The 15,875-nt window shown below is 69.4% G+C and carries 7 protein-coding genes; 2 read left to right on the top strand and 5 right to left on the bottom strand.

Going from position 1 to position 15,875, the window contains the following annotated elements; genetic code table 11:
- Window positions 1-30: 30 nt before the first annotated feature.
- Window positions 31-1,554: a Re/Si-specific NAD(P)(+) transhydrogenase subunit alpha gene (locus tag ACJH5R_RS08170; RefSeq protein ID WP_406759600.1), complete on the bottom strand. Its 1,524-nt coding sequence runs from the start codon at window positions 1,552-1,554 to the stop codon at window positions 31-33.
- Between the two features lie 138 nt (window positions 1,555-1,692).
- A complete protein-coding gene (locus ACJH5R_RS08165; protein ID WP_406759670.1) occupies window positions 1,693-2,310 on the bottom strand; it encodes a TetR/AcrR family transcriptional regulator in 618 nt (205 codons plus the stop codon).
- A gap of 78 nt (window positions 2,311-2,388) precedes the next feature.
- On the opposite strand from ACJH5R_RS08165, the gene ACJH5R_RS08160 reads away from it, so the two are divergent.
- Together ACJH5R_RS08160 and ACJH5R_RS08155 are read left to right on the top strand one after the other, a co-directional pair.
- The gene (locus ACJH5R_RS08160; protein ID WP_406781730.1) at window positions 2,389-3,231 is read left to right on the top strand and encodes an alpha/beta hydrolase-fold protein; all 843 of its coding nucleotides are present in this window, start codon (window positions 2,389-2,391) and stop codon (window positions 3,229-3,231) included.
- A 261-nt stretch (window positions 3,232-3,492) separates the two neighbouring features.
- Window positions 3,493-5,265 (top strand): hypothetical protein, encoded by a 1,773-nt coding sequence (locus tag ACJH5R_RS08155; protein WP_406781729.1) that lies wholly within the window; start codon window positions 3,493-3,495, stop codon window positions 5,263-5,265.
- Window positions 5,266-5,283: 18 nt separating this feature from the next.
- On the opposite strand, the gene ACJH5R_RS08150 is transcribed toward ACJH5R_RS08155, so the two are convergent.
- The 3 genes from ACJH5R_RS08150 to ACJH5R_RS08140 form a co-directional block, all read right to left on the bottom strand.
- Complete coding sequence (locus ACJH5R_RS08150) at window positions 5,284-5,880, bottom strand: hypothetical protein (RefSeq protein WP_406759603.1); 597 nt, start codon at window positions 5,878-5,880, stop codon at window positions 5,284-5,286.
- A gap of 30 nt (window positions 5,881-5,910) precedes the next feature.
- Complete coding sequence (gene purD / locus ACJH5R_RS08145; protein ID WP_406781728.1) at window positions 5,911-7,179, bottom strand: phosphoribosylamine--glycine ligase; 1,269 nt, start codon at window positions 7,177-7,179, stop codon at window positions 5,911-5,913.
- A gap of 129 nt (window positions 7,180-7,308) precedes the next feature.
- The gene (locus ACJH5R_RS08140) at window positions 7,309-15,585 is read right to left on the bottom strand and encodes a PE family protein (protein WP_406781727.1); all 8,277 of its coding nucleotides are present in this window, start codon (window positions 15,583-15,585) and stop codon (window positions 7,309-7,311) included.
- Window positions 15,586-15,875 lie beyond the last annotated feature (290 nt).

Genomic DNA, 15,875 nt, shown 5'->3' with positions numbered 1-15,875 from the left:
GGGTCTACTCCAAGTCGGGGTGCGCAGCGCCTAGCTGCGGGAGAACATGGCGAGCATGCGGCGGGTCACCGCGAAACCACCGAAGATGTTGATGCTGGCCAGCAGGATCGCCGCGGCGGCCAAACTCGTGATGGCCGGGTCGCCGTGGCCGATCTGCAGCAGCGCGCCCACCACGATGATTCCGGAGATCGCATTGGTCACCGACATCAGCGGCGTGTGCAGCGCGTGGTGCACATGGCCGATCACGTAGTAACCGATCACGATCGCCAACGCAAAGACGATCAGGTGCACCTGCAGTGCCGCCGGCGCCATCGCGACCAGTGCGAACAGCACTGCCGCCGCGGACACCACCACGCCCAGCCGGCGTCCGGCCGACATCGGTTCCTTGGCTTTCTGCGTGACCACCGGGGCTTCGGCGACCTTGGCCGGAGCTGCCGAGACCTGCACCGGGGGCGGCGGCCAGGTCGACGCACCGTCACGCACCACGGTCATCGACCGCTGCACCACGTCGTCGAAGTCCAGCACCAGCTGGCCGTCCTTGCCGGGAGTCATCAACTTCATCAGGTTGACCAGGTTGGTGCCGTAGAGCTGCGACGCCTGCGCGGGCAGCCGGCCGGCCAGGTCGGTGTAGCCGATGATCGTCACCCCGTTGGCGGTGACGACGGCCTGGTCCTTGACGGTGCCCTCAACGTTGCCGCCGTTGGCCGCGGCCATGTCGACGATCACGCTGCCCGGTTTCATCGACGCGACCATCTCGGCGGTGATGATCCGCGGCGCGGGCTTACCCGGGATGAGCGCGGTGGTGATGATGATGTCGACGTCGGCACTCTGCTCAGCGTAGAGCGCTGCCTCGCGGACCTTGTAGTCGTCGCTCATCTCTTTGGCGTAGCCAGTGGCCGACACCTCGGTCTCGGTCGATTCGATCGACAGGTATTCCCCGCCGAGCGAGCGCACCTGGTCGGCCACCTCGGGCCGCGGGTCGGTCGCCCGCACGATGGCGCCCAGGCTGCCGGCGGCACCGATCGCGGCCAAGCCCGCAACCCCGGCGCCCACCACCAGCACCTTGGCCGGCGGCACCTTGCCCGCGGCGGTCACCTGGCCGGTGAAGAATCGGCCGAAGACGTGGGCAGCCTCGATCACGGCGCGGTAGCCGGCGATGTTGGCCATCGAGCTCAGCACGTCCAGCGACTGCGCGCGCGAGATCCGGGGTACCGCGTCCATCGACAGCGCCGTGATGGGCCGGCGAGCCAGGTCCTCTACCCGGTCCGGGTTCAGCGCCGGAGCCAGCAGGCTGACCAGCGTCGCGCCCGGCTTCATGCCGTCCAGCTGCTCAGCCGACGGGGCGTTGACACCGAACACGATGTCGGCGGCACGCGCATCGCCGATGGTGGCGCCGGCCTCGGTGAACGCCGCGTCGGAAAAGGACGACGCTTCGCCCGCACCGGCATCCACTACGACGTCGTAACCGAGCTTGGTCAGTGCAGCGACCGTCGTCGGCGTCGCCGACACACGCGTCTCACCGGGCTGCGCCTCGGATAGGACACCGATATTCATGACGTAGCTCTCCACATTCGCATCTCTTGGCCGTCTTCAGGCGCTGACGGGCGTTCTCCAAGCGTCTCCGGCCCCTTTGTTACCCGCCAGTAGCTAAGGAGCGACAAAGGGATCGAGGCAGCATACCGTGTGCGGCTCTCAGGCCGACACTGCCCGCTGATCCAGTGGGGCGAGCATATCGATGACGTCGACGACCGCGGCCCGGGCGGCCACCCGCGGCCCCTGCAGATCATCGACCAGTGCCGCCATCACCGCGCCGTCCACCATGCAGACCAGGGCATATGCCATCTCGACCCGCGCGATCCGACCGGAGCGTTCGACCGCTTCAGCGACCGCGTCGGACCGTTGATGCAGGACCCGGCGCTGAATACCGCGCAGCGCCGGGTGGCGAGAACAGACGATATAGCGCTCATAGCGGGAGATGAGCTGCTCGTCGATCTGCTCGTCGCTGCCCTCCCCCACCAACAGCTCCACCAAGATGTCCGCCGTGGTCTCGGCACTGCGTCGGCGCCGGGACAGCTCGGTGATGCGCGCTCGCAACTGTGCGACCTCCAACATCCCGATGTGTTCCACGGCGTGCGCGATGAGGTCTTCAAGTGACGAGAAGTAATAGGTCGTCGATGCCAGCGGCAGACCGGCTCGGTGCGCCACGGCACGATGCCGCACGGCGTCGAAACCGCCCTCGCGCAGCAGCTCGGCGGCGGCGCTGATCAGCGCATACCGCCGTCGTTCGCCCTTGGGCGTCACTGCTGTCATCACGCCTAGAGATGCTGCCAGCCCGGGTAGCGCCGCATCATGCGTTTCCGCCTTTTCGGACAAACAGCACCCGCTGGCATGATGGCCGCCATGCCAGAGTTGAGCCGACGGACGGTGCTACGCCTCGGAGCCGCGATGGGTACCGCGGGCGCACTGGGGGCGAGCTCACTGCTCGAGGCGCGCCCCACGCAGGCCGCCCCGGCGCAGGCCGCGCCAACGATGACGACTGGCTCGTTCACCTCGGCGGCACGCGGGGGAATCACCACCAACTGGGCGATCGCCCGCCCGCCCGGCCAGACCGGCGCTTTGCGTCCACTGATCGCGCTGCACGGCAAGGGAAGTGATGCTGCGACCGTGATGGCCGGCGGCGTGGAGCAGGGCCTAGCCGAGGCCGTCGACGCGGGCCTGCCCCCGTTCGCGGTGGTCGCCGTCGACGGCGGCGGGAGCTACTGGCACCACCGCGCCTCCGGTGAAGACTCCGGCGCAATGGTGACCGACGAGTTGCTGCCCCTGCTGGCCGAACAGGGCCTGGACACCTCCCGGGTGGGATTCATCGGCTGGTCGATGGGCGGCTACGGCGCACTGTTGCTGGGGGGCCGACTCGGCCCGCGCCGAACCGCGGCGATCTGCGCGGTCAGCCCCGCACTGTGGCTGTCACCCGGAGCGACGGCGCCGGGCGCGTTCGACGGCGCATCGGACTTCGCGGCCAACTCGGTGTTCGGGATGCCGGCATTGGGCTCGATCCCGATCCGGGTGGACTGCGGAAACGGCGACCCGTTCTATTCGGCGACCCAGGCCTTCATCGCCCAGTTGCCCAGCCCCCCGGCGGGCGGCTTCTCCCCCGGCGGGCACGACGGGTCGTACTGGAGTTCTCAGCTGCCCGCCGAGTTGACCTGGCTTGCCCCACTGCTGACTGCCTAGAAGTTCTTCAGTCTGGCGAACACCGCTGCACGAACAAGAAGCGGGAGGCCGCGCTCGGGGTTTACCGCGAATCTGGGTGCGTGTCCCGTAATTCGGCCGCATTGTCTCCGAAATCGTCGAATTTGTCCGGTATATGAGCCCGACAAAACCTTGTGTGATGAAGAACACCCCCGGTAGCGTCAAAAAGTACTCACCAGTAACTCAACTGATTCTGGGTCGCACCAAATGCCAGTCCAACCGAACGAATTGGAAGGCCTTGTGATGACAAATCGACGAATTCAGACTGCCGCCGTTGCGGTCACCGCCAGCGGTGGGCTGATCACCGCAGCACTCATGCAGGCCGCGTTGGGCGCTGCCGCCCCCGGTGACAACGCCTTCACCATCGACGGCACCATCTTCGACCCCATCACCTCTTCCGGCGCCAAGGGCTTCGACCCGGTCGGTCCGCTCAGCTTGGCTCCGCCGCTGTTGGGTCTCGGCGGCGGGTCGGTGAGCCTTGGGCCCACCAGCTTGGACCTCGCCCCGCAGACCTTCGATTTGTACAACGGCACCGAATCGCTCGGCAGCATCAGCACCAACGAAACCGTCGCGAACTTGCTGGGCCTGTCCAACACCGCGTTCACCGTCCTCGACACCACCCCCGCCGATGGAGTCGAAGCCTCGGCACTACCCGTGAAGGGAACGGTCTACGACGTACTGAACCTGGGCAATGGCTTCTACAACGTCTATGTCGCCACCCCGGGAGCGAACGGCACCGTCACCGACACCCTGGTGACGCCGTTCGGCAATACCGACCTGAGCTCGCTGTTCGCCGATATGAACGCCGCCAACCCGCTACAGCCGGGCGACGCGTTCACCCCGCTGCAGGCCGGCGACAGCAGTATCGGCGCCGACGCCTTCACCATCGGCGGATTCACGTTCAACCCATTCAGCACCGGGGATGACGGCACGGTGACCGAGGGCTTCACCCCGGTCGACTCTCTCGCCAGCTTGCCGCCCCTGTTGAACCTCGGCGGCGGCCAACTGGTGTTCAGCCTGGGGTATCCCGGAACCCAGCCACAAGCCTTCGCACCCCAGGACTTTGACGTCTACGGAAGCGGCGGCAGCGAGCTCGGCAGCGTCAAGACCGCGGTGGACGTGGCGAATCTGCTGGGCATGACCAACACCCAGTTGATCGTCCAGGGTGTCACCGCGGCCGACGGCGTGGAGGACTCGCAGCTACCGGTACTGGGATCGGTCTACGACGCCTTGAACCTCGGCGGCGGATGGGTCAATGTCTACACGGCGACGCCGGACGTCACCGTCGACGGCACCGTCACCCCCGGCACAGTCCACGACACCTTGGTCACGCCGTTCGGCAACATGAACCTGGACGCGCTGTTCGGCGGCATCAATGCCGCCAACCCGCTCGACCCGGGTGACGCGTTCACCGGACTGCAGGTCGGCGACAGCAGCCTCGGCGAGGACGCCTTCAGCCTCGGTGGGTACGTCTTCGACCCGACGCTCGGCCTGACCGGATCGGAAGAGGGCTTCAACATCGTGCCGGCGCTGTTCGGTGTCGGGCCGCTGCTGGCCCTCGGCGGTGCCTCGGTCGGCATTGGTGGAGGTGCACCGATCGACTTCGCCCCGCAGGTCTTCACTGTCTACGACGACTCCGGGGCAAGCCCCACCGACCTCGGGAGCATCACCACCGGCGTGAATGTGTCGAACCTGTTGGGGATGGCCAACACCGAGTTCACCGTGGCGAGCGTCGCCGCTGCCGAAGGGGTGGACGCCTCGCTGCTTCCCGCGGCAGGAACGGTCTACGACGTCCTGAACTTCGGCGGCGGCTGGCAGAACATCTACATCGCCACCCCCGGTGACGATGGCACCGTCACCGACACCCTGGTGACGCCGTTCGGCAACGTCGATCTGAGCTCGTTGTTCGGCATGTTCTCCGCCGCCAACCCACTGGACCCGGGCGACGCCTTTAACGGCCTGGACGACGCCGGCGCCATGTCCGCCATGGACCCGCTGGCCCTGTTCGGGCTGTGAGCGCTAGCCCCAACGGGGTTACTGGCAGAGCTTGCCCAGCGCGGTGATGTGCGCATCGAGGTCATGCCCCAGCTGCTCGCGCTCCGTATTCGGTTGCCCGACAAGGTAGCTGAGGTTCAGACGCTCCAGCGCACCGGCCATCTTCTGGGTGGTTTCCACGATGTCTTCCGGCGTCGCGGGGTCCGCTTCGAGCCGGCCACGCAGATATGCCGCACCCGCAGTCAGCGACAACCGGGCGTTGGCCGCCACCGCGAGCTGGGCGATGGGGTTCTCCGGGTCCGGGTTCTTCATGTGCATGTTGTTGGCCACCGCTTGACGAGCAAGCACGACCGCGCCGCACACGTCCTTCTTCGCGTCGTTGACCTGCTCACCGCTGAACTTGGTCGAACCACTCGAGGACGAACCACCCGGGTGCCACAGGCCGGCCACCGCCGCACCACCGATGAGCCCGGCGACCAGTCCGACCGCCGCGGCGATCAGCAGGGGGCCGGTGCTCGACTGCGCCGGGGCCGGGGCCGGAAGGGGAGCTGACCGCCGCTTCGTCGTGCCGGTACTTTTCGCCGGGCGATCCTGCGTTTCGGATTCGGTGGACTCCGGTTCAGTTTGGTCAGCCATGCCACCAAGGATAGCGGTAGCCCTATCCGGTCAGATCTGGATCTTCCCCTCGGCGGCAGCCGCGCCGATGTCGCTGCGGAAGTGACTTCCCGGCAAGCGAATTGAATCGAGGATCCGATAGGCGTCGGCACGCGCGGCATTGAGGTCGTCTCCCACGCCCACCACCGACAGCACGCGCCCGCCCGAGGACACCACCGCCCCGTCGTCACGGCGCGCGGTGCCGGCGTGCAACACGCCGTCGGCCTCGGCGCCCACGATCACGTCACCGACACGCGGCCGGCCGGGATAGTTCTCGGCGGCCAGCACCACGGTCACCGCGGCGGCATCCCGCCAGCGCAACACACCGAACTCGCTCAGTCCGCCGGTGGCGGCGGCATGCAGCAACTGTCCGAGCGGCGACTCCAACAGTGCCAGCACCGCCTGGGTCTCCGGATCGCCGAAGCGGCAATTGAATTCGACCACCGCCGGCCCGGTCGACGTCATCGCCAGACCGGCATACAACAAGCCGGTGAACCGGCTGCCCCGTCGGAGCAGTTCGGCCGCGACGGGTTCGACGACGTCGGTGACGATGCCGGCCGCGGCCTCCCGGGACAGCCACGGCAGCGGGGCGTATGCGCCCATGCCGCCGGTGTTGGGTCCGCTGTCGCCGTCGCCGACCCGCTTGAAGTCCTGCGCCGGCAACAACGGCACCACGGTGGCGCCGTCGACGACGCAGAACAGGGACAGTTCGGGTCCGTCCAGGAAGGATTCCAGCAGCACCGGATGCCCGCTGTCGAGCAGCCCGGCAGCGTGCGCCCGGGCCGCTGCCCGATCTGCAGTCACCACGACGCCCTTGCCCGCGGCCAGCCCGTCGTCCTTGACCACCCAGGCCGCCTCCCCGGCATCAGGACCGAAGCGGGTCAGGGCGGCGTCCAGGTCAGCGGGGCTGTCGACGATCTCCGAGCGGGCGGTGCGCACGCCGGCGGCGGCCATCACGTCCTTGGCGAACGCCTTGGAGCCTTCGATGCGAGCGGCGTCCTGCGACGGCCCGAAGCAGGCGATACCGGCGGCACGCACCGCATCTGCCACGCCCAGGACCAGCGGCACCTCCGGCCCGATCACCACCAGGTCGGCCTCGACGTCGCGGGCCAGGGCGGTGACGGCCGACGCCGAGGTGATGTCGATGTCTCGTTGCTCGGCCACCGCCGCGGTACCGGCGTTACCGGGGGCGATCACCACGTGATCGACCTTGGGGTCGTTGCGAAGGGCTAGAAGTAACGCATGTTCCCGGGCGCCGGAACCGATCACCAGGACGCGCATGGGCGCTACTCCTCTCTGAGTTCGCCTCGCTTCATCGTCGGCAAGGCGCGAGACAAAGGATATATAGCGTCAATCCCTGCGGATGGCGCTGCATACCTCTGCCGCGTGCTGCCCGGCCCGGTAAGCGGGTCAGGCCGGGGCGCCCGATGCGCCAGCCTGGCCGCCAGAACCGGCCTGGCCGCCAGAGCCACCCGTCCCAGCGGCGCCGGCCGTACCGCCCGCGCCGCCCACTCCGGGGCTGCCACCGTTGACTTCGAAGACTCCGTTGGCACCGTTACCGCCGACGCCGCCGTTGCCGCCATCACCGTTTTGGCCGCCCTGCGTAGTCTCACCCCGGCCATCTGAAGCGCCCGGGCTGCTGGTGCCCGCGTCACCACCGGCCCCACCGGCGCCGCCGATGCCGCCGCTGCCGTTATTGCGATAGATGTCGCCGTTCGCACCCGCTCCGCCGTCGCCGCCGTAGGCACCGTTGCCGCCGATGCCACCGGTGCCGATGCTTCCGGCGTTACCGCCGTTACCACCGCGCCCGCCGTTGCCGCCATAGCCGTTGTTGGCGTCGATCCGGCCGGCCCGGCCGTTTCCACCGGTACCGCCGTTCCCTCCGGAGCCGGCCTGTCCAGTGGCGGCGCCGGCATTGCCACCGTTACCGCCACTGCCACCGTTTCCGCCATAGCTGTTGTTGGCGGTCGAGGTGCTGTCAGCACCGTTGCCTCCGTCACCGGCATTGCCGCCACTGCTGACGATCGGTCCGGCCGTGCCGACCGACCCGTTCTGCCCACCGTTACCGCCGTTACCGCCGTTACCGCCGTAGCCGTTGTTGTGGCCCAGCTGACCGTTGTCGCCACGACCACCGTTACCGCCGTTGCCGCCGGCGCCGGCTTGGCCAGTGCTGTTCGCGGCGCTTCCTCCGGAGCCGCCGTTACCACCGTTGCCGCCGTAGCCGTTGTTGTAGCCGACTTGGCCGTCCGCGCCGTCTCCACCGGCCCCACCGGTACCGCCGTTGCCCACCTGGCCCGCAGAGCCCACCGTGCCGGCCAGCCCCCCGGGCCCGCCGCTTCCGCCGTTGCCGCCGTAGCCGTTGTTGTAGCCGACTTGGCCGTGGGCGCCGGCGCCACCCTCGCCGCCGACTCCGCCGTTGCCTGCGGTACCGGTGCCGTTGCCAGCGTTGCCTCCGAGACCACCGGTTCCACCCCTGCCGCCTTGGCCGTTGTCGTACGTCACGGCGCCGGCCGCGCCGGTTCCGCCCGCTCCACCGTCGCCGCCGTTGCCGGCCACCCCGCCGTGGCCGACAGTGCCGGCCAATCCACCGGTTCCGCCGTTGCCGCCCTGAGCTCCGGTGCCACCGTTGTAGCCGCGCACGCCGTCAGCGCCATCGCCACCGGTACCACCAGTACCGCCGTTGCCGACCTGTCCGGCGGCTCCTCCGGCACTGCCGCCGTTACCACCGGTGCCACCGGTGCCGCCGTAACCGTTGTTGACCCCGAACTCGCCAGTGGCGCCCGCGCCGCCGGCACCGCCGTTGCCGCCATCACCGACCCCGCCGTCCGAGCCTATGACCGAACCGCCCAGGCCGCCCTTCCCGCCGTTGCCACCGTTACCGCCGTTGCCGCCACGGCCACCGCCGGACTGCATAGCGGTGGCGTCCGCGCCGTCGGCTCCGTTACCGCCCGTGCCACCGGTGCCGCCGTTGCCGTGATCGCCGCCGTTGCCGCCGTTGCCGCCGGCACCACCGTTGGCCGCGGTCTGGCCGGTGGTGGCGGGAGGAGCCGTGGTGTAGCCAGCGCCGCCATCGCCGCCGTTTCCGACAATGACTCCGGTGGGGGCGCTGCCGGAGGTACCGGCCTGGCCACTGCCGTTCGATCCGGCTCCCGCCGTACCTGCGGCGCCACCGTGCCCGACGTTGCCGCCGTTTCCGCCGTTGCCGCCGGTGGTGTGGGTGGCGATTCCGGATGCACCGTTGCCGCCGTCGCCGGGGTTGGCGCCGTTACCCCCGCTGCCGGCATTGCCACCCGTGCCTTGCGCTCCGGCGCTGCCGCTGCCGTTATTCAGTGCGCCCGCCGCACCGCCGTCGCCCCCGTTGCCGCCCTGGCCGCCGGCTCCGCCGTTGCCGCCGTTGCCGCCGTTGCCGGTCCCGCCGTTGGCGAAGCTGCCGGTAGCTCCGTCATTGCCCTTGCCGCCGGCGCCACCGGTAGCTCCGTGACCGCCGTTTCCTCCGGACCCCGCATTGCCGGCTTGGGTGCCGCTCGCTCCGCCCGCGCCACCCTGGCCGCCGGATCCACCGGTGCCGCCGGTGTTGCCTGACGCCCCTGGGTTCTGGCCGTCTGCGCCCTGAGCACCCGTGGTCCCATCGCCACCGTGGCCACCGTTACCGCCGTTGCCGCGGTCACCGCCGTTGCCGCCAGCACCACCGTGACCGCCGTTGGTGCTCGCTGCAGCGTGGTCGTCACTGCCGGCGTCGTAGCCGTTGCCACCGTTGCCGCCGTTGCCGACGACACCGGTCACACCGCTACCGGCAATTCCCTCTTGGCCCGCATTGCCAGTACCTGCGCTGCCGCCGGTCCCGGCCGCGCCACGTTCTCCACCCGCGCCGGCCGCACCGGCGTTGCCGCCATTGCCGCCGTTACCGCCCGCGAGGTGAGCGGCGTCACCGGTCTTACCGTCGCCGCCATCGCCGGGGGTGCCGGCGGCGCCGCCGTGACCACCATTGCCGCCGTTACCGTTGGCGCCTGCCACGCCGCCGGTTGCCGTGGAAGCTCCACCGTTGCCGCCCGTACCACCGCTGCCGCCGGCGCCGCCGTTGCCGCCGTCGCCGGCGTTGCCGCCGTGGGCACCCGCCTCGGCGTTTCCATCGCCGGCTGCGTCGTAGCCGTCGCGGCCTTCGCCACCATTGCCGCCTTGGCCGCCGTTGCCGCCGTTACCGCCGGCGCCGCCGACTGCACCGGTCCCCCCATGACCGCCGGACCCTGCTGCGCCGCCCCTGCCGCCTTCTTGACCGTTATCGCCGAGGTTGACTCCATTGAGGCCCTGGTAGCCGGCGCCGCCATCACCGCCGGCACCGCCGTCACCGCCGTTGCCCTGGGTGCCGTTGAACCCGCTGGCGCTGCCATCGGCGTTCCGGCCGCCGTTACCGGCCGCACCGCCGTTGCCGCCGTTGCCGCCGTTGGTCCCGGCGCCGCCGTTGCCACCCGGCGCGGTCGCCTGGCTGCCATCAACACCATCGGCGCCGCGGCCGCCGGCACCCCCATTGCCGCCCTTGCCGGCCGTGCCATCACTGCCGGTAGCGGCCTGACCACCACGACCCGAACCACCCACACCACCAACACCGGCGTTACCACCAGCGCCACCAGCGCCACCGGCCTCACCATCAACCGAGGCATTGCCCTCGCTCAGACCATCACGGCCCGCGGCCCCATCGGTGCCATCAGCACCACTGCCGGCATCGCCACCAACACCACCCAACCCCGCCAAACCATCAGTACCCGCAGCACCATCAGCAGCCCGCGTGCCATCACCCCCGACACCACCAGCGCCCGCAGTGCCCGCCACACCCCCGGCACCACCATCGCCACCAGCACCACCAGCGCCACCATTGCCGCCAGCAAGACCCACACCGGACTGCTCAAAACCATCACCGCCGTGACCACCGGCACCACCATCGCCACCGTTGCCACCACTGCCCGCGTTACCACCCACGCCACCAGCACCGGCAACACCATCGTGGGCACCAGTACCGCCAACACCACCAGAACCACCGACACCACCATTGCCACCACGACTGCCATCGGTGCCATCGCCACCGCGGTCACCAGCACCACCATCGAGCGAACCCGCAGTCCCGTCGCCACCGTCAGAACCAGCCCCACCATTGGAACCGACCCCACCATTGGCACCGTGACCGCCGGAACCACCGACGCCACCACTGCCCCCATCACCATCAGAAACCCGGGTCACCCCGTCCGCGGTCAGACCACCCTGACCACCGTTGCCACCAGCACCACCATTGCCACCCGCGCTGCCATCAACAGCACCCGCGACGCCATCAACACCATCAGCACCCCGGCCGCCGGCACCACCATTGCCGCCCTTGCCGGCGGTGCCATCACTGCCGGTAGCGGCCTGACCACCACGACCCGAACCACCCACACCACCAACACCGGCGTTACCACCAGCGCCACCAGCGCCACCGGCCTCACCATCAACCGAGGCATTGCCCTCGCTCAGACCATCACGGCCCGCGGCCCCATCGGTGCCATCAGCACCACTGCCGGCATCGCCACCAACACCACCCAACCCCGCCAAACCATCGGTGCCCGCAGCACCATCAGCAGCCCGCGTGCCATCACCCCCGACACCACCAGCGCCCGCAGTGCCCGCCACACCCCCGGCACCACCATCGCCACCAGCACCACCAGCGCCACCATTGCCGCCAGCAAGACCCACACCGGACTGCTCAAAACCATCACCGCCGTGACCACCGGCACCACCATCGCCACCGTTGCCACCACTGCCCGCGTTACCACCCACGCCACCAGCACCGGCAACACCATCGTGGGCACCAGTACCGCCAACACCACCAGAACCACCGACACCACCATTGCCACCACGACTGCCATCGGTGCCATCGCCACCGCGGTCACCAGCACCACCATCGAGCGAACCCGCAGTCCCGTCGCCACCGTCAGAACCAGCCCCACCATTGGAACCGCCCCCACCATTGGCACCGTGACCGCCGGAACCTCCGACGCCACCATTGCCCCCATCACCATCAGAGGCGCGGGTAACACCGTCTGCCTGTAGGCCGCCTTGGCCGCCGTTGCCACCAGCGCCGCCGGCACCACCAGCGGTGCCATCGATTGCGCCGTTGGTGCCGTTGGTGCCGTCGAGTCCGGTGCCGCCCGCCCCGCCGTTGCCGCCCTTGCCGGCGGTGCCATCACTGCCTGCTGCGGCGGTGGTGCCGTTACCGCTGTCGCCGCCGGCGCCGCCGGTGCCGGCGTTGCCGCCCTTGCCGCCGTCTTGTCCGGCATAACCGCCGGTGTGCTGCGCAGTGCCGCCTGCGCCATTGGCACCATCAGCGCCGGTGCCGCCGTTGCCGGCGTTCCCACCAACCCCACCAATACCGTGGGCACCGGTGCTCGAGCCGGTCCCGCCGACTCCCCCAGCGCCACCGGCGCCACCATTGCCACCGCGGGTGCCATCAGCACCCGGGGTGGCCCCATTAGTGCCGTTGAAACCGCTGCCGCCGCGGCCACCACCGCCACCAGCTCCACCGGCACCATCAGCAGCCTGCGTGACCCCATCAGCTTCAACACCCCCGGCGCCGCCGTTACCGCCAGCACCGCCAGCACCACCCGCAGTGCCATCGGGGTTGGTTGCGTTGCCGTTCACACCGTCGAGGCCGGTACCACCGAGGCCACCGGCACCGCCCTTACCGGCCGCGCCGTCACTGCCGTTCGCCGCCGTGGTGCCGCCACCGCTGTCACCACCGGCACCACCAACACCGGCGTTACCGCCCGCGCCACCATCACCACCGGCATGGCCGGCGGTGTGCTCAGCGTTGCCGTTGGCGCCGTTCGCGCCGTTGGCGCCGTTGCCACCGTTGCCGGCGTTACCGCCGACCCCACCAGCACCGTGAGCACCCTCGACCGTGCCGGCGCCGCCGACACCACCAGCACCACCAGCGCCACCATTGCCACCGCGGGTGCCCGCCGAGCCCGGCTCATCACCATTAGTCCCGTTGAAGCCATTACCACCACGGCCACCGGAGCCACCGGCACCACCATTGCCCGTCGTGGCCGCCGTGGTGCCGTCGGCCTCTAGACCACCCTGACCACCCTTGCCGCCGGCCCCACCGGCGGCACCCGCGGTGCCGTCGGGGTTTTCGGCGGTGCCATTGACCCCGTCGAGGCCGGTGCCACCGTTACCACCGTTGCCGCCGATCCCGGCGACGCCATCGCTGCCGCTGGCGGAGGTAGTGCCGTTACCACTGTCGCCGCCGGCACCACCCTTGCCGGCGTTGCCACCATGGCCACCGTCCTGGCCGGCATACCCGCCCGCGTGCTCGCCATCGCCACCAGCGCCGTCGCCACCGTCGGCGCCGTTACCCCCGTTACCGCCGTTACCGCCCAAGCCACCAACACCGTGAGCACCGTCGATCGAGCCGTGCCCACCCTGGCCGCCGTTACCGCCGGCGCCACCATCACCGGCATGGGTGCCATCACCGCCCGGGCCATCGCCGTTGTAGCCGTTGAAGCCGTTACCGCCGGCGCCACCATCACCACCAGCACCACCGGCGCCTTGGGCGGCGTGGGACCCATCGGCGGTCAGGCCCCCGGCGCCACCGTCGCCACCATTGCCGCCGTGGCCACCACCGGTGCCATTGATCGCCTCGGCGACACCATTGGTGCCCAAGAAGCCATCCCCACCGGCCCCACCATTGCCACCCACCGTGGCCGACCCATCAAGGCCATCGGTGGCCTGGCCACTGCCATCACCGTTGGTTCCGCCGACACCGCCGGCACCAAAGTCCCCACCCTTGCCGCCGGCACCACCATTGCCGGCATCGGGATGCGCGGCGCTGCCGGCCGCACCTTGGCCACCGGCACCCGCGGTCCCGGCGTTGCCACCATCACCGGCGGCCCCGCCGGCACCTGCAGTGCCTGCGGTGCCGTGCGCCGCGGTTCCCGCGGCACCACCGGTGCCGCCCTGGCCACCGGCACCACCATTGCCGGCATCACCACCAGCGCCACCATTGCCATCACCACCATCAGCAAAGGAACCCGTGGCGCCCTCGGCACCGGCACCACCAGCGCCACCGGCTGCGCCCTTACCACCGGCACCACCATTGCCGGCGTTGCCGCCCACCGCACCACCGGAGCCGCCCGCACCACCATTGCCACCAGCACCACCAGTGCCACCAGAAACCCCGGAACCACCAGCAGCCGTGGCATTGGCGCCGGTCAGGCCGGTGAAGCCATCCCCGCCGAGGCCACCGGTGGCGCCGTTGCCGTGCGCACCGCCATCACCGCCGGCCCCACCATTGCCGCCCGCGGCGCCCTGGCCGTTAGTCAAGGTGCCGGTGCCGTTGCCGCCGTTACCGCCGACCCCACCATTGCCACTGTTCCCGGTCGGGACCAGACCATCGGCGCCCGGGCGTCCGGCATTGCCCCACATCCAGGACATGAACTTCTCACCCGCGGCCCCACCGGCGCCGGCAATGGTGCCGATCGCACCGCCCGCGCCGCCATCGCCACCATCGCCGCCACCGAGGAGACCGTCACCACCGAGGCCACCAGCGCCACCATCGCCGGCTAAGCCCGCATTACCGCCCACACCACCATTGCCGGCAGCACCGAAGTGCCCACCGACACCACCGACACCACCACGGCCACCGACACCGCCATCGCCACCGACCCCACCGACGCCACCATTGCCGCCCAGATCATCGATGCTGACCGCGCCGGCACCACCGGCACCACCAGTGCCACCAGTGCCGCCAGCACCACCAGCACCCCCCAAGCCGCCCAGACCGAGCACGAAGCCGGCCGCACCACCAGCGCCACCATTGCCACCCACCCCACCAGCGAGGCCATCGGCGCCCGAGGAACCATTGAGCGCACCCAACGCGCCCTCGAAACCAGCTAGACCGGTGGCACCGACCGCGCCCGCACCACCAGCACCACCAGCACCACCAGCACCACCGAAGCCCAGCAGGCTGATCACATCACCGCCGGCACCACCATTGCCGCCAGCAATCAACGCATCCAGTGATGCCCCGCCGGCACCACCGGCGCCGCCATCACCGAACAACCACCCACCCACACCACCAGCGCCACCATCGCCGCCCTCAACACCGACACCACCGGTGCCGCCATTGCCGAACATGCCCGCAGCGCCACCAACACCACCGACACCACCAGCAATCCCGGCCACGCCCGCAGCACCGGCACCACCATCACCGAACAAGAAGCCGCCATCACCGAGGTTTCCAAACCATCCGGTGGAGCCGAAGATCGTGTCATTGGACCCGGTGAACCCATCGACACCGTTACCGATCAACTCCCGACCGAACAAGTCCACAAACGGCTGGTTGATCAAGTCCAAAAACTGCTGATTACCAGCAATGAAGTCCTGCGTCAGGTCATACAGCGGCAGATACAAGTCATCGTGATAGAACGACGCCACCGCCAGATCGAACTGCTCAAAAGCATCAAACAAGAAGTTGCCCGCATCCGCAGCACCCGGCTCACCCCACCCCGCCCACAACACCGAACCCGGATCGGTCAACTCCGACCAAAACACCGGATCCAACACATCAAGACCATCCGCCGACGCCACCGGCGCCGGCCCCACCCCAAACCCCAAAAACGCGGCCACGACACTCGACGCAGCAGCTACGCGATGCCCCACGCGCGGACCGGACGAACGAACAACGTCGCCGCACATCTGCCGGCCCTTCGAACGGCCAAGGGCCTTGCTGTTGTGCTGACGAGTCACGTCTTACCTGCTCTCGGACCGGCGTGTCCTCAACCTGAGGAAGCGGACAGATTCCGCGAAGACGGAAGCTACCGGCGAGTAGCAGGGCCCGCCACTCAAAAATGGAGAGAAGTGTCCTGTCGTGGACAACATACGACCGAAACAGTCATAAAACGCCTGGTCGCATTCACTTTAGAAATGAAGTCCATCACTATGGACTAAAA

This window comes from Mycobacterium sp. SMC-19 (assembly GCF_045310815.1).
Lineage (GTDB): Bacteria > Actinomycetota > Actinomycetes > Mycobacteriales > Mycobacteriaceae > Mycobacterium.
The sequence above is the reverse complement of the archived record's forward strand: the minus strand, read 5'-3'. Positions and strand labels throughout refer to the sequence as shown.

Bases quoted from the DNA above. Each gene is read 5' to 3' on its own strand.
- ACJH5R_RS08170 (WP_406759600.1), bottom strand. From the start codon at position 1,554: ATGAATATCGGTGTCCTATCCGAGGCGCAGCCCGGTGAGACGCGTGTG.
- ACJH5R_RS08165 (WP_406759670.1), bottom strand. From the start codon at position 2,310: ATGACAGCAGTGACGCCCAAGGGCGAACGACGGCGGTATGCGCTGATC.
- ACJH5R_RS08160 (WP_406781730.1), top strand. From the start codon at position 2,389: ATGATGGCCGCCATGCCAGAGTTGAGCCGACGGACGGTGCTACGCCTC.
- ACJH5R_RS08155 (WP_406781729.1), top strand. From the start codon at position 3,493: ATGACAAATCGACGAATTCAGACTGCCGCCGTTGCGGTCACCGCCAGC.
- ACJH5R_RS08150 (WP_406759603.1), bottom strand. From the start codon at position 5,880: ATGGCTGACCAAACTGAACCGGAGTCCACCGAATCCGAAACGCAGGAT.
- purD (WP_406781728.1), bottom strand. From the start codon at position 7,179: ATGCGCGTCCTGGTGATCGGTTCCGGCGCCCGGGAACATGCGTTACTT.